Annotated in this window: 18 protein-coding genes; 15 read left to right on the top strand and 3 right to left on the bottom strand. The window is 49.7% G+C overall.

The window, feature by feature from the left end; all coding sequences use genetic code 11:
* The first annotated feature begins 130 nt into the window (after positions 1–130).
* From AC0YN7_RS18205 to AC0YN7_RS18145, 13 genes are all read left to right on the top strand, one after another.
* Positions 131–2,446, top strand: coding sequence for a (Fe-S)-binding protein (locus AC0YN7_RS18205; RefSeq protein WP_475811417.1), 2,316 nt, complete (start codon positions 131–133; stop codon positions 2,444–2,446).
* 217 nt (positions 2,447–2,663) lie between these two features.
* Positions 2,664–5,105 carry a 3-hydroxyacyl-CoA dehydrogenase/enoyl-CoA hydratase family protein gene (locus AC0YN7_RS18200; protein WP_475811416.1) on the top strand — a complete coding sequence of 814 codons (2,442 nt, stop codon included), beginning with the start codon at positions 2,664–2,666 and terminating at the stop codon, positions 5,103–5,105.
* A gap of 1,773 nt (positions 5,106–6,878) precedes the next feature.
* The gene (locus AC0YN7_RS18195) at positions 6,879–8,096 is read left to right on the top strand and encodes an acetyl-CoA C-acyltransferase (RefSeq protein WP_475811415.1); all 1,218 of its coding nucleotides are present in this window, start codon (positions 6,879–6,881) and stop codon (positions 8,094–8,096) included.
* Between the two features lie 15 nt (positions 8,097–8,111).
* Complete coding sequence (locus AC0YN7_RS18190; protein ID WP_475811414.1) at positions 8,112–9,905, top strand: acyl-CoA dehydrogenase family protein; 1,794 nt, start codon at positions 8,112–8,114, stop codon at positions 9,903–9,905.
* Positions 9,906–9,920: 15 nt separating this feature from the next.
* The gene (locus tag AC0YN7_RS18185; protein ID WP_475811413.1) at positions 9,921–11,966 is read left to right on the top strand and encodes a long-chain-fatty-acid--CoA ligase; all 2,046 of its coding nucleotides are present in this window, start codon (positions 9,921–9,923) and stop codon (positions 11,964–11,966) included.
* 5 nt (positions 11,967–11,971) lie between these two features.
* Positions 11,972–12,400, top strand: a complete 429-nt coding sequence (locus AC0YN7_RS18180; protein ID WP_475811451.1) for a PaaI family thioesterase — start codon at positions 11,972–11,974, stop codon at positions 12,398–12,400.
* Positions 12,401–12,541: 141 nt separating this feature from the next.
* Complete coding sequence (locus AC0YN7_RS18175; protein WP_475811412.1) at positions 12,542–12,763, top strand: hypothetical protein; 222 nt, start codon at positions 12,542–12,544, stop codon at positions 12,761–12,763.
* 180 nt (positions 12,764–12,943) lie between these two features.
* Positions 12,944–13,132, top strand: a complete 189-nt coding sequence (locus AC0YN7_RS18170) for a hypothetical protein (protein WP_054026245.1) — start codon at positions 12,944–12,946, stop codon at positions 13,130–13,132.
* Between the two features lie 748 nt (positions 13,133–13,880).
* Positions 13,881–14,636 carry a type I methionyl aminopeptidase gene (gene map, locus AC0YN7_RS18165; protein ID WP_475811411.1) on the top strand — a complete coding sequence of 252 codons (756 nt, stop codon included), beginning with the start codon at positions 13,881–13,883 and terminating at the stop codon, positions 14,634–14,636.
* Between the two features lie 357 nt (positions 14,637–14,993).
* Entirely contained in the window at positions 14,994–16,232 is a 1,239-nt protein-coding gene (locus AC0YN7_RS18160) for a molybdopterin-dependent oxidoreductase (RefSeq protein WP_475811410.1), read from the top strand.
* Between the two features lie 123 nt (positions 16,233–16,355).
* Positions 16,356–17,213 (top strand): sulfurtransferase, encoded by an 858-nt coding sequence (locus tag AC0YN7_RS18155; RefSeq protein WP_475811409.1) that lies wholly within the window; start codon positions 16,356–16,358, stop codon positions 17,211–17,213.
* 127 nt (positions 17,214–17,340) lie between these two features.
* Positions 17,341–17,649 (top strand): hypothetical protein, encoded by a 309-nt coding sequence (locus tag AC0YN7_RS18150; RefSeq protein ID WP_475811408.1) that lies wholly within the window; start codon positions 17,341–17,343, stop codon positions 17,647–17,649.
* 593 nt (positions 17,650–18,242) lie between these two features.
* Entirely contained in the window at positions 18,243–18,686 is a 444-nt protein-coding gene (locus AC0YN7_RS18145) for a cell wall hydrolase (RefSeq protein ID WP_475811407.1), read from the top strand.
* A 96-nt stretch (positions 18,687–18,782) separates the two neighbouring features.
* On the opposite strand, the gene AC0YN7_RS18140 is transcribed toward AC0YN7_RS18145, so the two are convergent.
* Positions 18,783–19,475 (bottom strand): Dph6-related ATP pyrophosphatase, encoded by a 693-nt coding sequence (locus AC0YN7_RS18140; protein WP_475811406.1) that lies wholly within the window; start codon positions 19,473–19,475, stop codon positions 18,783–18,785.
* 296 nt (positions 19,476–19,771) lie between these two features.
* Between AC0YN7_RS18140 and AC0YN7_RS18135 the strand changes: the two genes are divergently transcribed.
* The gene (locus AC0YN7_RS18135) at positions 19,772–20,269 is read left to right on the top strand and encodes a hypothetical protein (protein WP_475811405.1); all 498 of its coding nucleotides are present in this window, start codon (positions 19,772–19,774) and stop codon (positions 20,267–20,269) included.
* 3 nt (positions 20,270–20,272) lie between these two features.
* Positions 20,273–21,058, top strand: coding sequence for a hypothetical protein (locus AC0YN7_RS18130; protein WP_475811404.1), 786 nt, complete (start codon positions 20,273–20,275; stop codon positions 21,056–21,058).
* Positions 21,059–21,395: 337 nt separating this feature from the next.
* On the opposite strand, the gene AC0YN7_RS18125 is transcribed toward AC0YN7_RS18130, so the two are convergent.
* Positions 21,396–21,575: a hypothetical protein gene (locus tag AC0YN7_RS18125; protein WP_475811403.1), complete on the bottom strand. Its 180-nt coding sequence runs from the start codon at positions 21,573–21,575 to the stop codon at positions 21,396–21,398.
* Positions 21,576–21,854: 279 nt separating this feature from the next.
* The gene (locus AC0YN7_RS18120) at positions 21,855–22,934 is read right to left on the bottom strand and encodes an NAD(P)/FAD-dependent oxidoreductase (RefSeq protein ID WP_475811402.1); all 1,080 of its coding nucleotides are present in this window, start codon (positions 22,932–22,934) and stop codon (positions 21,855–21,857) included.
* Positions 22,935–23,050: the final 116 nt, after the last annotated feature.

Genomic DNA, 23,050 nt, shown 5'->3' with positions numbered 1-23,050 from the left:
TGCTTATACGTCGCTGCCAAAGGAGGCGACTGCCGTTTTTCTGCACACGTTTGAAAGCGCTTTAATGCTTGTCCAACTACTTCGTTCGCATATGTGGGTTAGATAACCGGCATACAAGGAGGTGGGGCATTTGGCTTGGGAGTTGGTCAAATGGCTGATGTTTGCAGCGCTTACTTTGCTTGCCGTATCCATGTTCTCGGCCGTTGTACTTAGGCGTGTCGGATACATGCGGCTTGGAGTGAAGTCTGATTTTACCCGTTATAAGCAGAAGCGTAAGCAAAAGAGCAGCTTTAGTGGTCAAGTTTTCGGTCATCGCAAGCTGTTGAACGATGTCAGGAGCGGGATCATGCATTTGGTTTATTTTTATGGCTTTATTGTGCTTCAGTTTGGGGCGGCAGATTTAATATGGAAGGGGTTAAATGGAGGTGTACCGATTCCGCTGCCTTATTATCATGTATTCTCATTCACGCAGGAGCTTACGGTAACTTTGGTGCTGGCAGCAGTGGTCTATGGCGCGTTTCGGCGGTACGGGGAGAGGCTTCCGCGGCTCAAACGAGGCTGGAAGCCCTCATTGGTCATGTGGTTTATCGGCACGCTCATGCTTACGATTTTATTCACTTTAGCATTCGAGCGAATGGCTGCTGACGGCAGTCTCGGCAATCTCAACCGTTCAACCTCCTCAGTCGAAAAAAGCTCCGTCAAAGTCGAAGCCGACTTACCCTCGACCACTGGCTCGCTCACAAATGCAGTCCAAGCAAACGCTCATGTTGTCGCGCCAAGCTATGCTCCGGTTAGTGTGCAGCTAGCCAAAGCGCTCCACTATGCAGGCGTGCAGCCAAAAAGCTGGCTGGCTCATGCTGGTTTTGAAGTTTTTTGGTGGCTGCATTTATTGGTGCTGCTTGGATTTCTCGTATATGTTCCACAGTCGAAGCATTTTCATTTGTTGACCGCTCCAATCAATTTATGGTTCAGACGCAGCACGCCGCCGGGACGGTTAACGCCATTAAATTTGGAGGATGAGGAGGCTGAAGCGTTCGGAGCGGGCAAGGTGGAGCATTTTACGCAAAAACAAATGCTGGATTTGTATTCGTGTGTTGAGTGCGGACGCTGTACGAATGTTTGCCCGGCTGCAAGTACAGGTAAGCTTTTGTCACCAATGCATTTGATCATTAAACTGCGTGATCATTTAACGGAGAAAGGAGCAGCTATAACATCCAAGTCACCTTGGCTGCCTGCTGGTTTGTGGCAGAGCAAATCGAGGGAAGGCTACGCGCATGTCATGGGGGCGGTGCTTCCGGCGTGGGAGGATGGCTTTGTTGATGGGATCACGACTATCGCTCCAACGATGGCTGCACAGGCGCAGGCATGGGGCAAACGTGAGTCGATTAAGGCTGAGGAGGTGGAATTGCTCGGCGAGGTGATTACGGAGGAGGAGCTATGGGCGTGCACGACCTGCCGCAATTGCGAGGATCAATGCCCGGTCGGCAATGAGCATGTTGATAAAATCATTGATATGCGCCGTTATCTCGTTTTAATGGAGGGACGACTCCCATCTGATGGACAACGCGCATTGCAAAACATCGAGCGCCAAAGCAACCCATGGGGTCTGCCGCGTGCTGAACGTGCCGCGTGGATTGCTGATTGTGAGAGTCGAACCGGAATTCGGGTTGACACAATGCAGGAGCTGAAGCTATTGGGGCGTAAGCCGGATGTGCTGCTTTGGGCGGGATCGATGGGCGCGTATGATTCGCGAAGCCGACGTGTGTTGTTCGATTTGGTACGGCTGCTTGATCATGCGGGCGTAAGCTTCGCGACGCTTGGCCATGAGGAGCGGAGCTCGGGCGATACGGCAAGGCGGATAGGGAACGAGCTACTTTTTCAGGAGCTATGCCGCGAAAATATCGAAACACTCCATAAATATGAAGTTAAGCAAATCGTGACCGCTTGTCCGCACACATTTAACACTTTTAAAAATGAGTATCCCGATTTTGGTCTTAACCCTGACATAAAAGTGGAGCATCACACTGAGCTGCTGGCGAGGCTCCTTAAGGAGGGGATGTTGAAGCCCGCTTACGAGCTGGAGGAGCGCGTTACTGTACATGATTCCTGCTATCTTGGCCGCTACAATGACACATACGAAGCGCCGAGAAATGTACTCAGGGCGATTCCCGGCGTAATGATTGAGGAAATGGAGCGTTCGCGCGCGAATGGGATGTGTTGTGGCGCGGGTGGCGGGTTGATGTGGATGGAGGAGCACTCAGGGACGCGGGTTAATCATGCGAGAACCGCCCAGGCTCTAGAGGTGAAGCCTTCTGTCATTAGCTCGGCCTGTCCGTATTGCTTGACGATGATGGAGGACGGACTTAAAGCGTTGTCGGCAGAAAAAACAGTCGCTGCGCGTGACGTGGCAGAGCTGCTGGCTGAGAGTATTTTTGGAGACTTATAAAGCTTTTAAAATATAGGATAGTAAAAGTTTCACTTTTATACTTAGCCTATATTTCACCGCGAAACGAGCTCGTGCCGCCAAGGAACAGCGCCAGCCGTTTACGCTTGAAATATAGGAAATTATAAGTTTTACCTTATACTTGGCATAAATTTTTACGAGAAACCGTTTGTCCTAGACAAGGACAACAAAGTCGTTTCTTCTAAGAAGGAGGGGGCCTATGTCGATAAGAACGCAGCAAAAAAACGCCAGTGCAATCCGCAAAGCAGCGGTGATCGGCTCTGGTGTTATGGGGGCGGGCATTGCCGCTCATCTGGCGAATGCGGGTATGCGTGTCATGCTGCTTGACGTCGTGCCGCAATCGTTGACTGCGGAGGAGGAGCAATTTGGGCTGACGCTAGAGGATGCTAAGGTTCGCAATCGGTTAGCAAGCGCCGCAATAGCAAAAATGAGCAAGGTGCAGCCTGCGCAGCTATATGACCCGTCTTGGTCATCACGAATTACGCCGGGCAATTTGACCGATCATTTGGCAGCGCTGGGGGATGTCGATTGGATTGTCGAAGCAGTCGTCGAAAGGCTGGATGTGAAACGACAGGTTCATACGGCTATTGAATCAGTACGGCAACCGGGAACACTCGTCAGCACGAACACATCCGGTCTATCCGCAGTTTCGATGGTGGAAGGACGGAGCGAAGAGTTTCGGCAGCATTTTGCGGTGACGCATTTTTTTAACCCGCCTCGATATATGAAGCTTGTGGAAATCGTTCCTACTGTGGATACGGATCAGGCTGTCGTTCAATTGCTGACTGAGGTGTGTGAGAAAAGGTTAGGGAAAGGCGTTGTCATTGCAAAAGATACGCCTAACTTTATTGCGAATCGTATTGGCACCTTCGGCATGCTGGTTACGCTGGAGGAAACGCTGCGCTTCGGACTTACGGTGGAGGAGGCTGATGCGCTAACCGGTCCGGCAATGGGGAGACCGAAGACAGCAACGTTTCGGATGCTCGATCTCGTTGGGTTAGATACGCTGCTGCATGTCGTCGATAATGTGCGGGAGAGAAGTGATGATGCCGCTGAGCAAGCGATTTTTGCTAGACCGCCTTTGCTTGAGCAGTTGGTGGCGAGCGGGAGGCTGGGGGAAAAGTCAGGGGCAGGCTTTTATCGGAAGCTAAAAGGAAAGGGTGGCACTGAAATTGAATCGCTTAGCCTGGATACGTTTGAATACGGGGCGAAGCGTTCTGTAAGCTCACCGATCATTGATGCGGCAAAGGCGGCCAAAGGCCCTGCGGCTAAAGTAAAAGCGCTGCTTCGTACCGATCCGCGTGATCGCTATGCGAAATTTGCATGGTCGACGATCAAAAAAACACTGCTCTACTCCGCGGCACAAGTCGGCATCATCGCCGACTCCATCGTGGATATCGACCGCGCGCTGCGGTGGGGCTTTAATTGGGAGCTTGGACCGTTTGAGCTGTGGGATGCAATCGGTCTGCGAGAATCCGTTCAGCAAATGCAGAAGGAGGGAGATGCTGTACCGAAGTGGGTGACGGAGTGGATAGCTGCCGGTCATCAGAGTTTTTACGATGTTGAAAATAATAAACGGGTATATGTAGCGAACGGGGCTTATAAGCTTGAAGAACAGGAAGCTGACATCATTTCGTTACCGGCGTTAAAAGCTTCCGGGCGAACCGTACTGTCCACCTCAGGTGCCAGCTTAATTGATATTGGCGACGATGTTGTGCTTTTGGAATTTCATTCGCCTAACAATGCGATTGGCGGAGATATTTTATCCGCTATTAAGCAAAGTACAGCGGAGGTTGCTCTTAATTGGCGCGGACTGGTGATTGCAAACGAAGGCCGGAATTTTTGCGTAGGCGCCAACTTAATGCTGCTGCTTATGGAAGCTCAAAATGGCGAGTGGGACGAAGTAGAGGACATCATTCGTTATTTTCAGAGCACGATGCTTCAGCTCAAAAGGCTTGATCGGCCTGTCGTTGCAGCGCCGCATCGGATGACGCTAGGCGGCGGGGTGGAGGCTTGCTTGCCTGCGGATCAGATCATTTATTCGCCGGAAACGTATTTTGGATTGGTCGAGACAGGTGTGGGCCTTATTCCTGCGGGCGGGGGCTGTAAGGAAGCGGCTGCAATGGCGGCGGAACGGTCACTTATCGCAAATGGTGGAAAGGCAGGCGGAGATTTGCAGCCGCATTTGAACGCGCTGTTCGAGACGATAGCGATGGCCAAAGCGTCCACTAGCGGCTTCGAAGTGAGCAAGCTCGGATTTATGCGGCCGCAGGATCGCGTCATTATGCGGCAGGAATCGCGAATCGCGGAAGCGAAGCGAGCGGTGCTGGAGCTGGACCGAGTGGGCTATTCGGCGCCCGCCGAGGCAAGAATTCGCGTAGCCGGCCGTGAAGGCAAGGCGGTGCTCAAGGTCGCGGTGCAGGCGATGCAGCTGAGCGGTTTTGTTAGCGAGCATGACGCGCTCATCGGCGGCAAGCTCGGGCATGTGTTAGCCGGCGGAGATATTCAGCCGGGCGCTGAGGTGAGCGAGCAGTATTTGCTCGATCTGGAATGCGAAGCGTTCCTAAGCTTATGCGGCGAGCGTAAAACGCAGCAGCGCATGAGCCACATGCTAGCGACGGGCAAGCCGCTGCGCAACTAGTTATAGACTGGCTTGTAGTTGTCTGGAGTAACTTGTTGCAGGATAAGTAACCATCTGCCGAGTGTTGCTTGTCTTAGTGAGGGGAGTTCGGTAAATAGTGAGGAGAACTCAATAGCGAAATGCTAACCACCTACCAATCGTCACTCCTCCTAGTGAGGAGAACTCACTATTTACTGAGGCTAAGCTCACTAATATCGCTTGTTTGAGGTACATCGGTCAGAACAGTGAGGCAAACCTCACTCCCCGTGAGGAAATCCTCTTGGCTAGTGAGGTTTACTTCACTAATTAATCAGAGGATCAGATGACGCATAGAGATTAGTGAGCCTAACCTCACTTTCAGAGAGGCTAAGCTCACTAATGAAGTTGCATGTAGTGACAAGTTGCAGAAGAGTAGCTCAAAGTTAGCTGAAGAGACTTGTAGCAGAGGGAGTAACATTGGGTTGGTTGGAGTGACATGCAGCGGAAGAAGTAACAGCCTATCAAGCGTCACTCCACCTAGTGAGGAGAACTCACTATTTAGTGAGGCTAAGCTCACTAATATCGCTTGTTTGAGCCAACTCGGACCGAACAGTGAGGGAAACCTCACTCCCCGTGAGGATATCCTCTTGGCTAGTGAGATTCACTTCACTAACTAATCAGAGGAAGAGATGACGCATAGAGATTAGTGAGCCTAACCTCACTTCTAGAGAGGCTGAACTCACTAATGCAGTTGCATGTAGTGACAAGCAGCAGAAAAGTAGCTCGAAGTTAGTTGAAGTGACTCGTAGTAGAGGGAGCAACTTATGGTTGGCTGGAGTGACATACAGTAGAAGAGTAGCTTGAAACTAGCTGAAGTGACTTGTAGGAGAGGGAGTAACTTGTGGTTGGTTGGAGTGACATGCAGCAGAAGAGTAGCTCGAAGTTAGTTGAAGTGACTTGTAGCAGAGGGAGTAACATTGGGCTGGTAGGAGTGACATGCAGCGGAAGAAGTAACAGCCTATCAAGCCTCACTCCACCTAGTGAGGAGAACTCACTATTTAGTGAGGCTAAGCTCACTAATATCGCTTGTTTGAGCCATATCGGACCGAACAGTGAGGGAAACCTCACTCCCCGTGAGGATATCCTCTTGGCTAGTGAGGTTTACTTCACTAATTAATCGTAGGATCAGATGACGCATAGAGATTAGTGAGCCTAACCACACTTCTAGAGAGGCTAAACTCACTAATGCAGTTGCATGTAATGACAAGTAGCAGAAAAGTAGCTCAAAGTTAGCTGAAGAGACTTGTAGCAGAGGGAGTAACAATGGGTTGGTTGGAGTGACATGCAGCAGAAAAGTAGCTCAAAGTTAGTTGAAGTGACTTGTAGCAGAGGGAGTAACATTGGGTTGGTAGGAGTGACATGCAGCGGAAGAAGTAACAGCCTACCAAGCGTCACTCCACTTAGTGAGGAGAACTCACTATTTAGTGAGGCTAAGCTCACTAATATCGCTTGTTTGAGCCATATCGGACCGAACAGTGAGGGAAACCTCACTCCCCGTGAGGATATCCTCTTGGCTAGTGAGGTTTACTTCACTAATTAATCATAGGATCAGATGAGTATAGAGGTTACTGAGCCTCACTTCAGATTTAGTGAGGCTCGCCTCACTATTGGACGATTTCACTCACTACAAGACAAAATCGGCTCCACACTAGCCAACCTCACCACACCAGCCAACCACACCACACTAGCCAACCTCACCACACCCGCCGCCTCGGAAAAGGCCGAGAGGCGAAACCATTCAAAGGAGGTAGAGCAATGTCAGCTGTATCACCGTTTAACGATCACGATCGTGATGCCGTAATCGTAGCCGCGGTAAGGACAGCGGTCGGCAAAGCATCGAAGGGGAGCTTGGCAGAAACGAGAGCTGAGGATATGGGGCGCGCCGTCCTGCAAGGCGCACTGGAAAGATTGCCAGGCGTATCACCTGATCAAATTGAGGATGTCATTCTCGGCTGTGCCATGCCGGAAGGGGAGCAGGGGCTTAATGTCGCGCGTGTCATCTCGTTGTACGCAGGATTTCCAGTTACAACGCCAGCTGTTACGGTCAACCGTTTCTGTGCGTCAGGGCTGCAGGCCATTGCTTATGCGGCAGAGAGAATTCGACTAGGAGAGGCGGAGATAATCGCGGCCGGTGGAGTAGAGAGCATGAGTCATGTGCCGATGACGGGCTTTAAGCTGTCCCCTCACCCAGGAATTGTTGACTCTATGCCTGAGGTTTATATGGGTATGGGGCACACAGCGGAGGAGGTTGCTCGCAGGTACGGTGTGACGCGCGGGGCGCAGGATGCGTTTGCTGCTGAGAGTCACCGAAAAGCGGCAGCAGCGATTGCGGAAGGTAGATTCCAAGCGGAGATTGTACCGATGACTGTTACCCGGTCAGGGGTAAATGAGGCAGGTAGGCCGTGGGAAAAAATATTCGAATTTGACAGGGATGAGGGGGTGCGTCCAGAGACGACAGTACAAACGTTGGCTCCGCTGAAGCCTTCGTTCGCTCGGGAAGGTACGGTAACAGCAGGTAATACTTCTAAAATGAGTGATGGAGCAGCAGCTGTTATTGTGATGAGCCGCGCTCATGCAACGGAGCTGGGATTAAAGCCTCTCGCTGCTTTCCGCGGTTATAGCGTGGCAGGTGTTGCCCCAGAGGTAATGGGCATTGGCCCGATTGAAGCAGTGCCCAAAGCGCTTAAGAAGGCAGGCATAACGTTGGAACAGGTTGATTTATTTGAGCTGAACGAAGCTTTTGCGGCACAATGCGTTCCGATTATAGAGCAGCTGGGCATTAATCCCGACCTTGTGAATGTGAACGGAGGTGCGATTGCACTCGGTCACCCGCTTGGGTGCACAGGAACGAAGCTTACGGTCTCTCTTATACATGAGCTTGGCCGGCGAGGCGGAGGTATTGGTGTTGTAACGATGTGTGTTGGAGGCGGAATGGGAGCTGCCGGTGTTATCGAGGTGTATGGACTTAACTGAAGGGAGATCTGTGGCATGACGACGGGTACAAAAAGTTTTGGCGGACGCTTTGTTCTGGAGGATAGCTTGCCGGATTCGGTCGTGACGCCAGAGGATTTTACGGAGGAGCAAAAGATGATGTCGGAAGCCGCCAAGCAATTTTTGGAGGCAGAAATTTTTCCGCATGATAGCGAACTGGAGGCGCTTAATTACGATTTGACGGTTGAGCTCATGCGCAAGGCAGGGGAATTGGGACTGCTTGGAGCTGATGTGCCCGAAGCGTATGGCGGACTTGGGCTAGACAAGGTGAGCACAACATTGCTTGCTGAGAACTTGTCGCGAGCATCCTCTTTTGCTCTTTCAATAGGCGCTCATACGGGTATCGGAACTCTTCCGATTGTATTTTTTGGCACAGCTGCGCAAAAGGCTAAGTATTTGCCGGATTTAGCTGCGGGGAAGCTGATAGCGGCTTATTGCTTAACCGAACCGGGTTCAGGCTCAGACGCGCTTGGAGCTAAGACTACAGCAAGGCTGTCGCCGAGCGGCAAGCATTATGTATTGAACGGCTCTAAGCTGTACATTACGAACGCTGGATTTGCTGACTTGTTCATTGTTTATGCGAAGGTTGATGGTGAATATTTTACGGCGTTTATTGTAGAACGGGGAATGAAAGGGTTCAGTGTCGGTCTGGAGGAGCATAAGATGGGCATCAAGGGCTCATCGACATGCCCGATCTATTTTGAGGATGTGGAGGTTCCGGTTGAAAATCTGCTCGGGGAAATTGGAAAAGGGCATCATATCGCTTTTAATATTTTGAATATCGGTCGATTTAAGCTAGGTGCGGCCTGTCTCGGCTCGTCGAAGGAAACGATTGGGCTTGCTTCATCCTACGCGAATACGCGCAAGCAGTTCGGCCGTGCCATCTCGTCCTATCCACTTATCGGCGCTAAGTTGGCTGACATGAATATTCGAACCTATGTACTTGAGAGTATGGTGTATCGGATCGCTGGTTTTATCGATAATACGCTGCAATCCACAGAAATAGCAGGTGAGACAGTAGACGGCGGTATGCAGATTGCGAAGGCGATTGGTGAGTATGCGATAGAGTGCTCGATATTGAAGGTATTTGCTTCAGAAGCGCTTGATTTTGTCGCGGATGAGGGCGTTCAAATTCACGGAGGGTATGGTTATATTCGGGAATATAAGGTGGAGCGGATTTATCGTGATTCGCGAATTAATCGGATTTTTGAAGGGACGAATGAAATCAATCGCATGCTCATACCAGGCACCTTGATGAAAAAAGCACTCAAAGGCGAGCTGCCGCTGCTCCGTCAAGTACGCGCCCTCCAAAGCGAGCTCATTCAGCCGATGCCGATTCCGGCTTTCGATAAGCCGCTTAGCAAGGAAGCGTACCGTATTGCTCAAGCGAAAAAAACCTTTCTAGCGATCGGCGGGCTAGCGGTACAAAAGCTTGGGCTGCGGCTGGAACAAGAGCAAGAGGTGCTGTGCTCCCTTGCTGATTTAATGATTGAGGTTTTTGCAATGGAGAGTGTATGGCTCCGTACGCAAAAAATAGTCAATGCAAGCAGAGAGTCCGCCTCCGAGAAAACGGATCATGCGATTGCTATGACGACTGTATTCGTGCAGGAGTCCATGGACAGAATCGAATCACTGGCAAAGCTTGCTCTAGCTGCGCTTGAACAAGGCGACGGGCTGCAAATGCAGCTGTCCATCCTTAAGAAGCTCATGCGTGCTCCGCTTTCTGATACGGTAGCGTTGAAGCGTACCATTGCTGCAAAAGTTATTCGAAGTGAGCATTATGTCGTGTGAAGGGGGAGAGCATGAATGGATTCGCTCAGACCGCAGGACCCGCATTTGCCCGAACAGCAGTTAGCTGAAGAAGCAGCGACTGATTCGTCTGCTGAGCAGCCTACTGAAGAACCGACCAACGATGCATCAGCAGAGCAGTCTGTTGAAGAACCGACAAGCGAGGCATCAGCAGGGCAGCTTGCTGAAGAAATGACGAGCGAGGCATTAGCTGAACAGCCTGCTGAAGAGCCGACGAACGAGATATCAGCAGAGCAGACAACTGAAGAATCGACACTTGATTCATCTGCCGAATTGCAGTCCGATATCGAATCGGCGCAACCAACACCGACGCTTGAAGATGTAGAACTGCCGCGCCCTTGGCTGCGTCACTATCCGAAGGAGATTGCCGCTTCACTGGTCTATCCGAACGAGAGTATTGTTCAATTTTTATTAAACGCTGTAAATAAATTTCCTAACCATACAGCGATTCATTTTTTGGGCAAAACAATGACCTACCGCGAGCTGCACACAGATGCAGTAAGGCTGGCAAGCGGTCTTATCTCACTCGGCATAGCGAAAGGGGATCGGGTGGCGATCATGCTGCCGAACTGTCCGCAGGCGGTTGTCGCCTATTACGGCATATTGCTTGCGGGTGGTGTTGTTGTTCAGACGAATCCATTGTATGTGGAGCGGGAACTTCAGCATCAGCTGTTAGATAGTGGAGCTGTGGGTATAATAACGGTAGATTTGCTTTATGACCGCCTGTCACGCGTGCGCGGGGAGCAGCCTGCGACGGGTCCGCTACCTTTGCTGCAGCATATCGTTGTTACTTCCATCAAGGATGGGCTTCCATTCCCTAAAAACTTGCTTTACCCGATCAAACAGCGCAAAGAAGGCTTTCGTTCCACGATCCCTTATGGACGTCTTGGGATTATCTCTTATAAAAAATTACTGGCTGCAAAATCACAATCGATCGAGCTGCCAGAACTGGCGGAAGGCCATGAGCTGGCTGTGTTGCAATATACTGGCGGTACGACTGGCACGCCAAAGGGCGTGATGCTAACGCATCGCAATCTGGTTGCGAATACGATGCAAATATCGGCATGGTGTTACAAGGCGGTAGACGGCAAGGAGCGATTTCTTGCTGCATTACCGTTGTTTCATGTTTTTGGATTAACGGTATTAATGAATATGTCCGTGCTGCGGGCAGGCATGCTTATCTTATTGCCGCGCTTTGAGACGGAGGTTGTGCTGAAAACGATCAGTAAGCTGCACCCTACGATTTTTCCAGGGGCGCCTACTATGTACGTGGCACTTATTAATCACAACAATGTGGACAAATCAGATCTGTCTTCGATCAATATATGTGTTAGCGGTTCTGCTGCTCTGCCGCTTGAGGTGCAAGAGCAATTCGAGTCTCTGACGGGAGGAAGACTCATTGAGGGCTATGGCTTAAGTGAAGCTTCTCCAGTAACTCATGCCAATCCCGTGTGGGGGCTTCGTAAAATAGGTACGGTAGGCGTACCGTTTCCAGACACCGAGGTACAAATCATTGACCCTGCCACAGGGAAGAGGCTGCCGGTCGGCGAGCTAGGGGAGTTAATTGTTCGAGGACCTCAGGTTATGAAGGGGTATTGGAATAAACCGGAGGAAACCGCACAGGTTCTGCGTGACGGATGGCTGTATACGGGCGATCTTGCGACGATGGATGAGGATGGCTTTTTTACAATTATGGATCGGATGAAGGATGTTATTATAGCAGGCGGCTTTAATATTTACCCGCGTGAGGTTGAGGAGGTGCTGTTTGAGCATCCTGCTATAAGGGAAGCTGCGGTTATCGGCGTGAAGGACAATTATCGGGGCGAGACGGTGAAAGCTTTTATCGTACTGAAGGAGGGCTGGCAGGTTTCGCGGGAGCAGCTTGATGTATGGTGCAGGGAACGTCTTGCTTCTTATAAAGTACCGCATCATTACACCTTTAGGGAAACGCTTCCAAAGACGATGATCGGCAAGGTGCTTCGTCGCAAGCTATATGAAGAAGATGCTGCGGCGGAAAAAACAGCTGGTGACAAAGGACGGTGAGTGACATGGATGAGGACTGGTTTGTTCAACAGGCGGATCAAGCGGGCCATTTGACTAGGCTTGCAGAGCGCGCGCAGGAGACATTTTGGGGATTGCTTGGTTGTGAGGTTGTGCAAGCCGACGCTCGAAAAGCAACAATTTGCTTAGACGCGATGAAGCCGCATCTTAATTTACTCGGCATCGTTCACGGTGGCGTACTCATGTCGTTGATCGATAATGCGATGGGTCTAGTGGTTATGCTAGCCTCGTCTAATGAGAAGGCCGTTACTGCAAATATGACCACCCATTTTCTCGCTAGCAGCAAGGGCGGACTGCTGTTATGTGAAGCAGAGCTGGTGCACCGTACAGAGCGAACGATTACGCTTCAAGCAGAAGTAAAAGATGAAGGAGGGAACTTACTCGCTTGGGGAAGTGGGTCTTATCGACTCCTATAGATGGGGATTGTGCCCTGTTGCTTGCACCTGTCAAAATGGTTATAATAATACCTAATATATGGAATTTTGTCTGTTTAGTGAAATGATTAAATATGAAGCATAAATATTCCGATAATAGAAGTAGAGAAGGGAGGCGAGGACATGGTCCCGGGCTGGGTAACAACGCTTGTTTTGGCTTTTGGAATTATAGTTGCCGTCATTGGTGTTTTTGCATATTTAAGAATGTTTCGTAAAGACAGACTCTCTGCAGCGTCTCAGTCAGGAGCTGATGTATCGCCTCCAAAAGGGATAAACACAGTAAAAACGAAGGAAGAAGGGCCTTCTGTGGAAGCGGTTACCGAGCATGCCGCATCAAAGGATTAGAATTTGTTTACTTTCATAATTTCTCCCAGAATGTTATAATAGTAAGAAAAATTAAAACATTGTGACACTTTGACCATGGAGTTACCTGCACCGTGTGGGGGGTCTTGCGGTGTAACACCGCATGCGGTATCGTACATTGCTGTTTAGGACGACCATCCAACGTATAGGGGAGGAGATTTCATGGCGAAACATAGCCAGAATGAAGTCAAGGAAAGCCTGAAGGAACTCACGAGGATTTTTCAACCCAAGGACCCGCGTAAATTTGTTAAGGAATATATTCGAAAGTATCGGATTACCGGTGGCTACGAGGATGAATTGACGACATTGGTGGAAAATGAACTAGGCAGAATTAACTCCTCGGTCAGTTAATCACAACATGGATAATAGGCTTTGTCTCCTGTATTTATACAGGCGGCAAAGCTTTTTTGTTTTTTTGGGCTGCAGCAGGAGCGAGCCTAGAGGAGACTCCTTTGTCCTTACACGTAGGGGAGAGGGTAGGAGTGGGCTGGGCTGGATTTGCGACATATCTGAGGTTTAAGCACGTTTTTCGAGCTTACGGCTGCCTGTGTGCGGTTAGTTTTGGGCTATAAGCTCGATTTTCGGGCTTACAGCTAGCTGGACGAGAGGATATGCCTGAAAAAGGAGTCCGTAAGCACGGTTTCCGAGCTTATGGCCTCTGAAGGTGGCTAGTTTTGAGCTGTAAGCTTGATTTTGGAGCTTATAGATCTCACTGACCTCGAGTGGGTGCAGGAGGGAGTTGTATGGGTACGCGGAAAGGTGAGGGATGAAGAAAGTATACACGCTTTTCGGGTTTCGTACTGCGGCGAGTGGTTAATTACGACAAAACGTTAACAGCAACTGTATCGCTAAGCAAAAAGCAATAATAAAAAGTATAATTTGACCGTGGCGGACTGATGTTCATCACGGTTTTTCATGTTTGTAGAGCCTAACATTTTAGCTGCTTTTAACTTTGAAAATAGACTGGCCACATTACTCTGAAGCTATTATAAATGAATGGTCATGAGGCAACAGATCCTTGAATAAAGGTAACTATAGACAAATGCGAAGCTCTCGATGCAGCTGGACTTTGCCTAATTAACCACAAGGAGGTTTAGAGATGGCAGTGGTTTTAAAAACGAAAGAAAACATTCGTGGTATTAGAAAAGCAGGGCGGATAGTCGCGGCCTGCCACCAGGCACTTTCCAAGCGCATCGCGCCAGGCGTTACAACGCAGGAAATTGATCGTTTTGTAGAGCGGTTTATGCTTGATCGAGGAGCTACTCCTGCTCAGAAAGGATATAAGGGGTATCCGTTCGCGACTTGTGCCTCCGTTAATGAGGTCGTTTGTCATGGATTCCCTGGTTCGGAGCCATTAGAGGCGGGCGATATCGTCACCATCGACATGGTGGCTGATTTGGATGGCTGGAAAGCGGATTCGGCGTGGACCTATGCAATCGGCAAGTCGACTGCTTCAACTGAAAAGCTGTTGGAAGCGGCAAAGCAATCGCTGCAGGCTGGCATTAAGCAGGCTGTTATAGGAAACAGGATTGGAGATATCGGCTACGCGGTACAATCTAGTGCGGAACGAGCAGGCTTTGAAGTGGTAGCTGCTTTTGTCGGGCATGGTATTGGCAGAAGCATGCATGAATTTCCTGAGGTTTTCCATAGGGGCATCCCGGGTCAGGGAATTCAGCTTGAAGAGGGCATGGTAATAACGATAGAGCCGATTCTCACAGCAGGGAGAGCGGACGTATACATTGCGAATGACGGCTGGACCGCACGTACGAGAGATGGAGCTTGGGCGGCACAGTTTGAACATACGGTAGCGATTACGAAGAACGGACCGATTGTTTTGACGCGTTGGGAGAAATAATTGAAATGAAATAGGTGAAGTTCGTTCAGCTAATGAACGGACTTCTTTTAATATATAAGAATTTATAAGTTTTCACTTATAAATGTGCTCATATATCACCGTGAAACGAATGCTTTTGCCGAAGAGGACGGCGATAGCCGTTTACGCTTGAAATATAGGAAAGTATAAGTTTCGCACTTATACTCATGCCTATATTTTTACGATAAACCGATCGTCCTTAGACAAGGACGACGAAGTCGTTTCTTCTTAGTGTGCGAACAAAGATGCCTATGGCGTATTTCTTCTATACTATATGGGCTTATTTTAGCGGTATAATGAGAGTAGATAGTTGAAGCGGAATAAGCAGGAGGGACCCATGTGAGCAAAATGTTGGATCGGCTGCGTAAAGGTTATGGGAAGAAGCTAGTCTCGCTGCATTCGTGGAATGGCTGGTTGGTCGTTATTTTGGCATTGACCGGACTTATACTTGTTGGAGGGTTTTGGCGTGGCTTTTTAGGTGAAGGACGGGTATGGGTGAAGTGGCTGCATACTGCGGTCGGTATTGTCTCTATTTTACCAGTTGTCTATTACTTGGCGCTCGCAGGAAAGCATTGGAAGCAGCTGAAGGCAAAACCTTGGCAGCGATTTAATGTGCTGGTTGTTCTTGTTTTGCTGGTAGGCTGGTTTGCATCCGGTGTGCTGCTGTGGCAATTCAGAGCTGTTGGTCCACGTGTGTCAAACGTCGCCTTAGTCGTGCATGATTTGCTCACATGGGTCGGTTTACCTTATATTATTTATCACTCCATTACTCGAGTAAAATGGCTGAAGGAACCGAATCGTCGCACAATCAAAAATGATCGTGAAACGGACGACATTCATCCAGCCGGATCGCCGCAGGCCGTGTATACACGGAAAGCCTTCATACGCGGAGCGATTGGAGCGGGACTCGCGATTACTTTAGGACCTTCTTTTCTGAAATGGCTCGGTAATTCTCTTGGGGGGATTGGCGGAAGCCAAACGATTGACAAGCTAATCGAAAAGGATGCCAATATGCTTGTCCCGGCACCACAGCCATTGCCTGCATCTGCACCGCCAATGGGCGGGGGCGCTCAGGGGCAATTCCGTATCTATACGGTAACCCCGATACCAGAGTTTAACAATGATAACTGGTCCTTTACGATAGACGGACTAGTAGAGCAAACATTCAAGTGGGATTGGAAGCAATTTGTTGCCATGCAGCGCACGGTTCAAGTCAGTGATTTTCACTGCGTAACAGGCTGGTCCGTCTACAAAAATACGTGGGAGGGCATTCCGCTTAAGGAATTGCTTAAGAAAGCAGGCGTTAAGTCTAACGCGAAGACTGTTAAGTTATACTCCGGAGATGGCGTGTATACCGATACGTTAACCCTCGAACAAGCAGATTTGGACGATGTTATGGTGGCGGTTATGCATGATGGCAAGCCGATACCAAGTGATCTTGGCGGTCCTGTTCGACTCGTCGTACCTAAGATGTACGCGTACAAATCAGTGAAATGGTTGAATCGCATTGAGCTGATTGAAGGTGAGCATATTGGGTATTGGGAGGAGAGAGGTTATTCCACGGATGCGTGGGTGTGATATTATTCAGAGTGAGTACTTCCCTGCGTTACTTTGGTAAGATGCATGAATGAGTAAGAGTGAGCAATTGCTAATAGAGGTTTATTGTTTTATACATATTAATGTTCAGAGGAGCTGAAGGGTATGTCGTATTATAAAACGGCTAGTTGGGTGCTGGAGCATCTGGATAAGAATGAAATGGTGATCGTCGATGCGAGATATGTGCTCGGTGATCCTGAATCGGGAAGCAAGGCGTATGCGGAAGCACATCTACCTGGTGCTTACTATTTGAGCTTGAGCCATGACCTATCTGGACCTAAAGGGCCGAATGGAGAGGGCGGCCGTCATCCTTTGCCGGAGCCGAAAGTGCTCGCGACTGTATTGGAGAGTTTCGGGATTGGAACGAACACAACAGTGGTGGCCTATGATGATCAAGGCGGTGCGATGGCATCCCGTCTGCGCTGGCTGCTGAAATGGCTAGGTCACGATGGCGAGGTTTATGTGCTTGAAGGCGGGTTTGCAGGCTGGGTAGCTGCTGGTCATCCGACTAGTACGGAGACCCCAGCTTTGGTAGAAGGAGTTACTTTTGAGCTGGCTGTTAGAGATGAACTCTTAATAAGTCGCGAAGAGGTGCGGGACCGTATCGGTAAGGCGGGCACCGTAATTATCGATTCACGTGATGCCTCTCGCTACCGCGGCGAGCTCGAGACGATGGATGCAGCTGCTGGACATATTCCCGGCGCCATTAATCGCTTTTGGAATGAGGGCAAGCGCGCCGACGGTACATGGAAATCTCCAGAGGAGCAAGCGGAGCGCTTCGCAGGCTTGTCGCAAGACGATGAAATCATCGTCTATTGCGGCTCAGGCGTGACGGCTACGCCGAATGTTTTTGCTTTGGAAGAAGCGGGATTCCGTAATGTGAAGCTGTATGCGGGTAGTTGGAGTGATTGGAGTTCCAGCAAGGAGAATCCGGTTGCTACGGGAGACGAAGAGAAGGCTTAAGCTGAAGAATAGTTATATGAAGGTGAGTGCAGAGCACGGTGAGAGGGATGCCGTTGCACTGTATTTTTTATAGCTCGGAGTCACAGAAAACCAGTCTCGTGCAAATAAGATTATTAAATTAGTAGGGTTGGATAAGGAACCGTCATATGATCCGATAAAAAATGGTGATATTACTGATCAAAGATGGAGAGAAAGAAGGACTGTTTGGGGTATAGCCGAAGAGTCATTGAAAAGGCTTATGAAAAGAGATTATATTGAAGTAAGAGAACTAATTGTAGAAATTGCTTTAGGCAGAGGATATTTTTCAATTTGGATGAGTGTGTTTGCTAGTGACTCCGACATGTTATCTCGATTTGTGTTTGCCTTTATTGGTACCGCAACAAATTGCTATGATCCGCATTTTAAATTAGTGCCTCGTCCTGGAGGGCACTTATAATTCAGATCCAGCTGGAGTGATTGGATTAGCTATGAGGGTAATCCGATTGCGGTGGGGGAAGAGTAAGGGCGGAAGTTGAATAGCAGTATGTGAAGTTCGATACAGAGCACGGCGAGAGGAAAGCCGGTGCTCTGTTTTTTTGTGTACCAAAGTCAACGCAGAGTCAACAGTTGACTGAAAGAAAGTATGTACATCTTGATCTTTTGGATTGTTTCTAATTCTTGTACAGCAACAACATTTCAATGACCCTAGGAGATTTAAATGCGCCTTGAATCAACAAGTGAAGATTACTTGAGGCAAATCAACGGAAAATCAACATTAATGCTGAGGATTAATCGCGCTGAACCATATCATAAGTGACGGCGAAAAATTAAGTAAAAAAGTTTGTCTTGCCATGTCGGCTGTGCTAAATATCGAGAATACTCTCGAAGGGAATCCAGCAGATGGAGTAGAATAAAAGCCGAGAGGCCGCGACGGACGCGGGTTTGGGGCTAAGGCAGGTTAGTAGGAGGCAAACCAAGATGTTTTTGCCCGAGTAACACATCCGCTTCACCTACAATATGATGTATCTAGAAATCTAAAGAGGTGAGCCAATGGCAGTCGTAAAAGCCAGGGAACAGGATATAAAAATGTTGGCAAGGTTGCTTAGAGCTGAGGCTGAGACCGAAGGGGAGATGGGAATGCTCCTTGTTGGAAATGTGGGCATTAACCGGATAAGAGGGAATTGCTCCGATTTTAAAGATATCCGGACAATTCCCCAAATGATCAACCAGCCGCATGCGTTCGAAGCGTTGCAACATAGTTTGTATTATCAAAACGCAAGAGAGAGGGAACGCCGTTTGGCACAACGGTCTGTGAATGGGGAACGGAATTGGCCGGCTAAATTCTCCCTATGGTATTTCCGCCCAGGATCGTTCGAAAGTCCCGGACCATGTCCGCCAACTTGGTATAATCAGCCGATCGCAGGACGATGGAAGAAGCACTGTTTTTATGAACCGACCGCGGGAGAGTGTGAAAATATATATAATACGTATTAATTTCTTAACCTGACTTATCACAGCCATGTGTTGTCACGGGTCAATATTCGGAAACTAATCTCTAGATGGAATTATTAGATTGCAAGGTTACCTTCTTCAAGTGCCTAGTAGTTCCAAAGGCATAAAGGCATAATCCCCGTTCTTAACAATGTTGCATTTGCGAACAGAAATAGGATGCTTGAAGATGGGGCCATCGATTACGGTGGTATGGAACTCGCCGCCTTCTCCACACGGGTCAATTCCACGAGCTTGCAGTTCCTTGATGTAGTCGTAAGTTAATGTTCGTCCTAAATCTTCTTCCCGCATCCCCAACGATAGATTTACAGTGACCAGAGTCGATTTAAAACCGAGATCAATAAACTCTATGACAGCTTCATGATGATCCATTTCCCATAGGGGCATGCCAAGCTTTAGGCCGGCATTTTGGGTAACATTGTCATGCCAGCAGTCAACAATAGGCATATCCAAATCTCCTGTGACTAACACTTCTGCGCCTTGACGTTTTGCGTGTTTTAAAAGCACCATAAATTTGTTTTCATAGTCGTCCCAACTTGTAGCGGCAGTATAAAGGGGCAAGCCGATAGATTCAGCTTGGGCGTGGATAAGCTCCAGAGGCATTCCATGGGATCTGGAACGTTTCCCTTCTTCCTCCATCATGACGATCAGTCCGATCGCTTCTCCAACCATCATAGATTTATACAGAGCCAGGACGCTATCTTTTCCCCCACTAAAAGAAGCTATAAATTTATGCCCACGAGCGCCATTTTTCCAGTTTACAGTTTCTTTCATTCCTCTTGTTCTCCTTTGTTATTATGCTCTGTGAATTGTAACACGACTTGCTTCGGAATGATTAAGTTTTTGATGTCTAAGTATCAAGATGCCAGGCTTAGTCTCGGGAATCTGTCAGTTGGAGCGATTGGAGTTCTAACTCTAGTAACCCGGTTGCTACGGGTGAAGAATAAGAGCTGAGGGACCGCGTCGGACGCGAGTTTGGGGGCTGTGACAGGTTGCCTAGGGGCAGGCTGTTGCGTCCCTTTTTGGGTTGTTCTGCAAACAGCTTGCAAACAAGTTGTCGGGGAAAGCAGTTGCATGAACCCTGGAGTCAACCACAGCAGGGCAGTCGGGTCAGGTTGTTGTTGAATGGCAACGCGGGCTTTTCTTCCGTCTATCCACAAACAGGCGCGGCGCACCCTTTCGTGCGGAGCAAGAGCACGACTGCTTTTGGGAACACTTCGCTTCATTGGCTTGCCGGTATCCCAAGGCTTGGAGGTATCGATACAATTAACAGGCAGGTTCGGGGGAGTGAACGCGGCGGAACGTTGAGTCAGCCACAATCCCCGGTAGGGTCAAAAGCGGAGCGCTTAACTTCAAGAGAATTGATTATTTATTATTGTTCTTCTCTTGTTGTCACTCTACTGCCACCTGCTGCTACAGCATCAATTTGGGCTGTCAGCGGTTACGCTGGAGAGGAATGTATGAACATAGCGAGGAATAAACTCGGGTGTGAAAAAAAAGGATTCGGAGCGGCCGTGTGGATTCCAGATTTATGCAACATAAATCGGATTCAACTGAAGGAGCGTTAACCCATGTATCACACGCATATCCCGGTTAGAACGTTCAACCCCAAACGTCCAGGCGCCCTTGTCGGCGTCATGATGACCGTGACGGAGTACCTTGGCGTGCTTTACGGAAGCATTGCAGATACGAGGAGCGCCGGTTCTTACGGCCCTTGTGCCGAGTGCGGCGGTACCGTTGCGCCGGCCGAGATCGACCCCGGCCGCATGATCGCCCCCGAACTGTCGCTCAAGAACGGCGCAGTCCTCTTATGGGCCGGAACGGACTGCGCACCGGTGCCTAGAATCAGGCAACTGGCGGCGATGCTTGGAATCGATTATCTGAGGCCGCTCGAGGAGCAGGATCGGCGGTTTATTTCTGTCCTGCTGTATGGGTACGACAAAGAACCCGTTTCGTTTGTACATAACAAGAGGCTGCGTACGGACTATTACCGCGGCTGCGTATCCGACCTTCAAACTATGATCGACGCGCGCACCACCAGCAAAGGCAATCTGAGGATGATCTCGTTTTTCTCCAAACATTCGGAGTGTCCGGCGTGCCTGGGAACCGGGATGAGCAAGGGCATGTTGGATATCCAAATTTCCGGCCATACGCTGGCTGAGGCCGACAGGTTGCCGATACCGGAAATGCTCTCCTTCATCAAGAGCCTGCGGCAGTCGATGGACGCGCATGAGTTCGAAATCGCCGGCCCGATCGTCAACCATCTTGAGCCCATGCTTCTCTACCTGAGCAAAATCGGACTCCGGACGCTGCCTCTGATCACCGCGCGGGGCGGTCTCCTAGCCGTTTCTTCTTGAGCCGCTGGGACAAGTACCAGTCGAGGCCTCCATATCCGAAGTCACGCGGAGCATCGCGCAGTTGATCAGCCTTTGTTGTTTCCGGGAACAGGTTATAGTGTGCGAGCAGATCGTCGCCGAGCGAGGCTAGGCCATTGAGCCAGGATGACAGCCTTGCACAGAATCACTCTTCTGCAGAAAACCTTATAACGGCGGAATTTGCGGCGCGATCGCCGAGTAACAAAATGATGTATTTTGTTGCGCTAACGAATAAAGATTAGTTTAGTTTTGATGTCTTGTAAACAACCGCCAACAAGCTGCAAACAACTGTGTTTCAGCCCATCCACCCTTTGGGGTGCTACCCTGCTTCACTTGGCCTTTTGTTGGCGATCCATTCGGCTTGCCCCAGCCACAGGGGTATACCTCGCCTTGGCTCAAACCATACTGTTGCGCCAGCCGCGTCGTCCACGGGCTTCTTGCTCTTGAATCGCTCCCTAGCGTAGCCAAGGGAGGTCGTTGCACATGGGCGCTGGCACATCCTCGGAGGCACTCCCGCCGCGCTGATCGGAACCCCCATTTTTTTTGCGTTGGAACTATACGAGCATAGGGATTCGTGGGGGATAAGAAGGTGGAGCGATTGGATTAGCTATGAGGAGAATCCGGTTGCGGTCGGGGATGAGGAGAAGGCGTAAGCAGTTATACAGGTTGTGACACGGAGTACGTCACGCTTATGTGACGATGTACTCCTTTTTTGCTTTGTGCCGAGGAGTGTCGAAGTCAATTTGTACGTGCATGCGATTCCACTTGATTCACAACCTCACGCGCGAGAAACAACGGGATCATCCCTTAAGTGGTCCTTAAATCGGGAGAGTCGACAAGGGTCTAATTCACTTCTTGCTTCCCGATCGATTATTTCACTTGCAGCCAGACGCGCAATCAGCGGCGCCAGCGTAATTGCAGAATGCATCACTGTCAGATAAAGTCCCTTTATGTGATCATGGAAGCCCACGATCGGATAGCCGTCTTCAGGCATTGGTCTCATCCCGACCTGGATGCTTTCCAGTTCCAATTGATTCCCGCCCTTCAGACTGCGACGCAACGTCTCGAACGCTCGCTTGCCGACCGACTTTGGCCCGTTTTTTTCCGACTCGTCGATATAATCTTCCGCAGCCAGCAGCGTTTGATCCGTCAGTTGACGCGCTTCAAATTGCGCATTTGAGATTAATGTGCGTATCAGCTTATTCGCAGTTTTCATCCGAATCAGAATGGAAGGCGACGGCGTTACCGGCACGGGACAACCTAACGGGTTACAAAGTTCGGGTATGCCTGTACCTGCGGCCAATACCACGAGATCCGACTCCAGAAAACCCTTGGACGTGTGGACGCCGACCAGGCAGGAATCTTCTTGCTGCAGCTGTGTAACGTTGGTACCGAACTGAACCTTTGATCCGTACTCCCGCGCTTTGCTGAGCAACAGCTCCGTTACCCCTATCGGGTCCACCGCACCTTCTTCGCTGACAAACATCGCTTCATCCGGATATTCCTTCAGATTCGGCTCCAATGCCTCAAGCTGCTCCCGGTTTAATTTTTGAAAACGGAGTTGCTCTCTTAGGGGCGAATTGCCCCAAGTCAGCGCTCCGTGCCAATGAATTTGCAGTTCGGACAAATCTTGCTGAAGCGCATGATATTCCTCACAAGCCGCATCGTACAAATGCCAGTATTCGGGAGCCACCCTATGCGTCGTATGTATCCAGGAAAACGATTTTTCCGTGACTTCACGCGCCGCGGCGGGGTGTCGTTCAATAACAGTTACATCTTGATTTCGTTTGGCCAGATGATAGGCCACGGACGCCCCGACAATTCCTGCGCCAATAATCACGATTTTTTGTTCACTCAATAATGACTCCCCCTTTGTCACCCTCTTGTAGCATAGGCGTCATGATAATCCGACGTCATAACACACGAGGGCAGCTGGAGTGATTGGAGTTCTGAGGCGGGGAATCCGGTTGCAAC

The sequence above is a fragment of the Paenibacillus sp. J31R122 genome (genome assembly GCF_056269185.1).
This window is presented reverse-complemented; position numbering and strand designations above follow the sequence as displayed.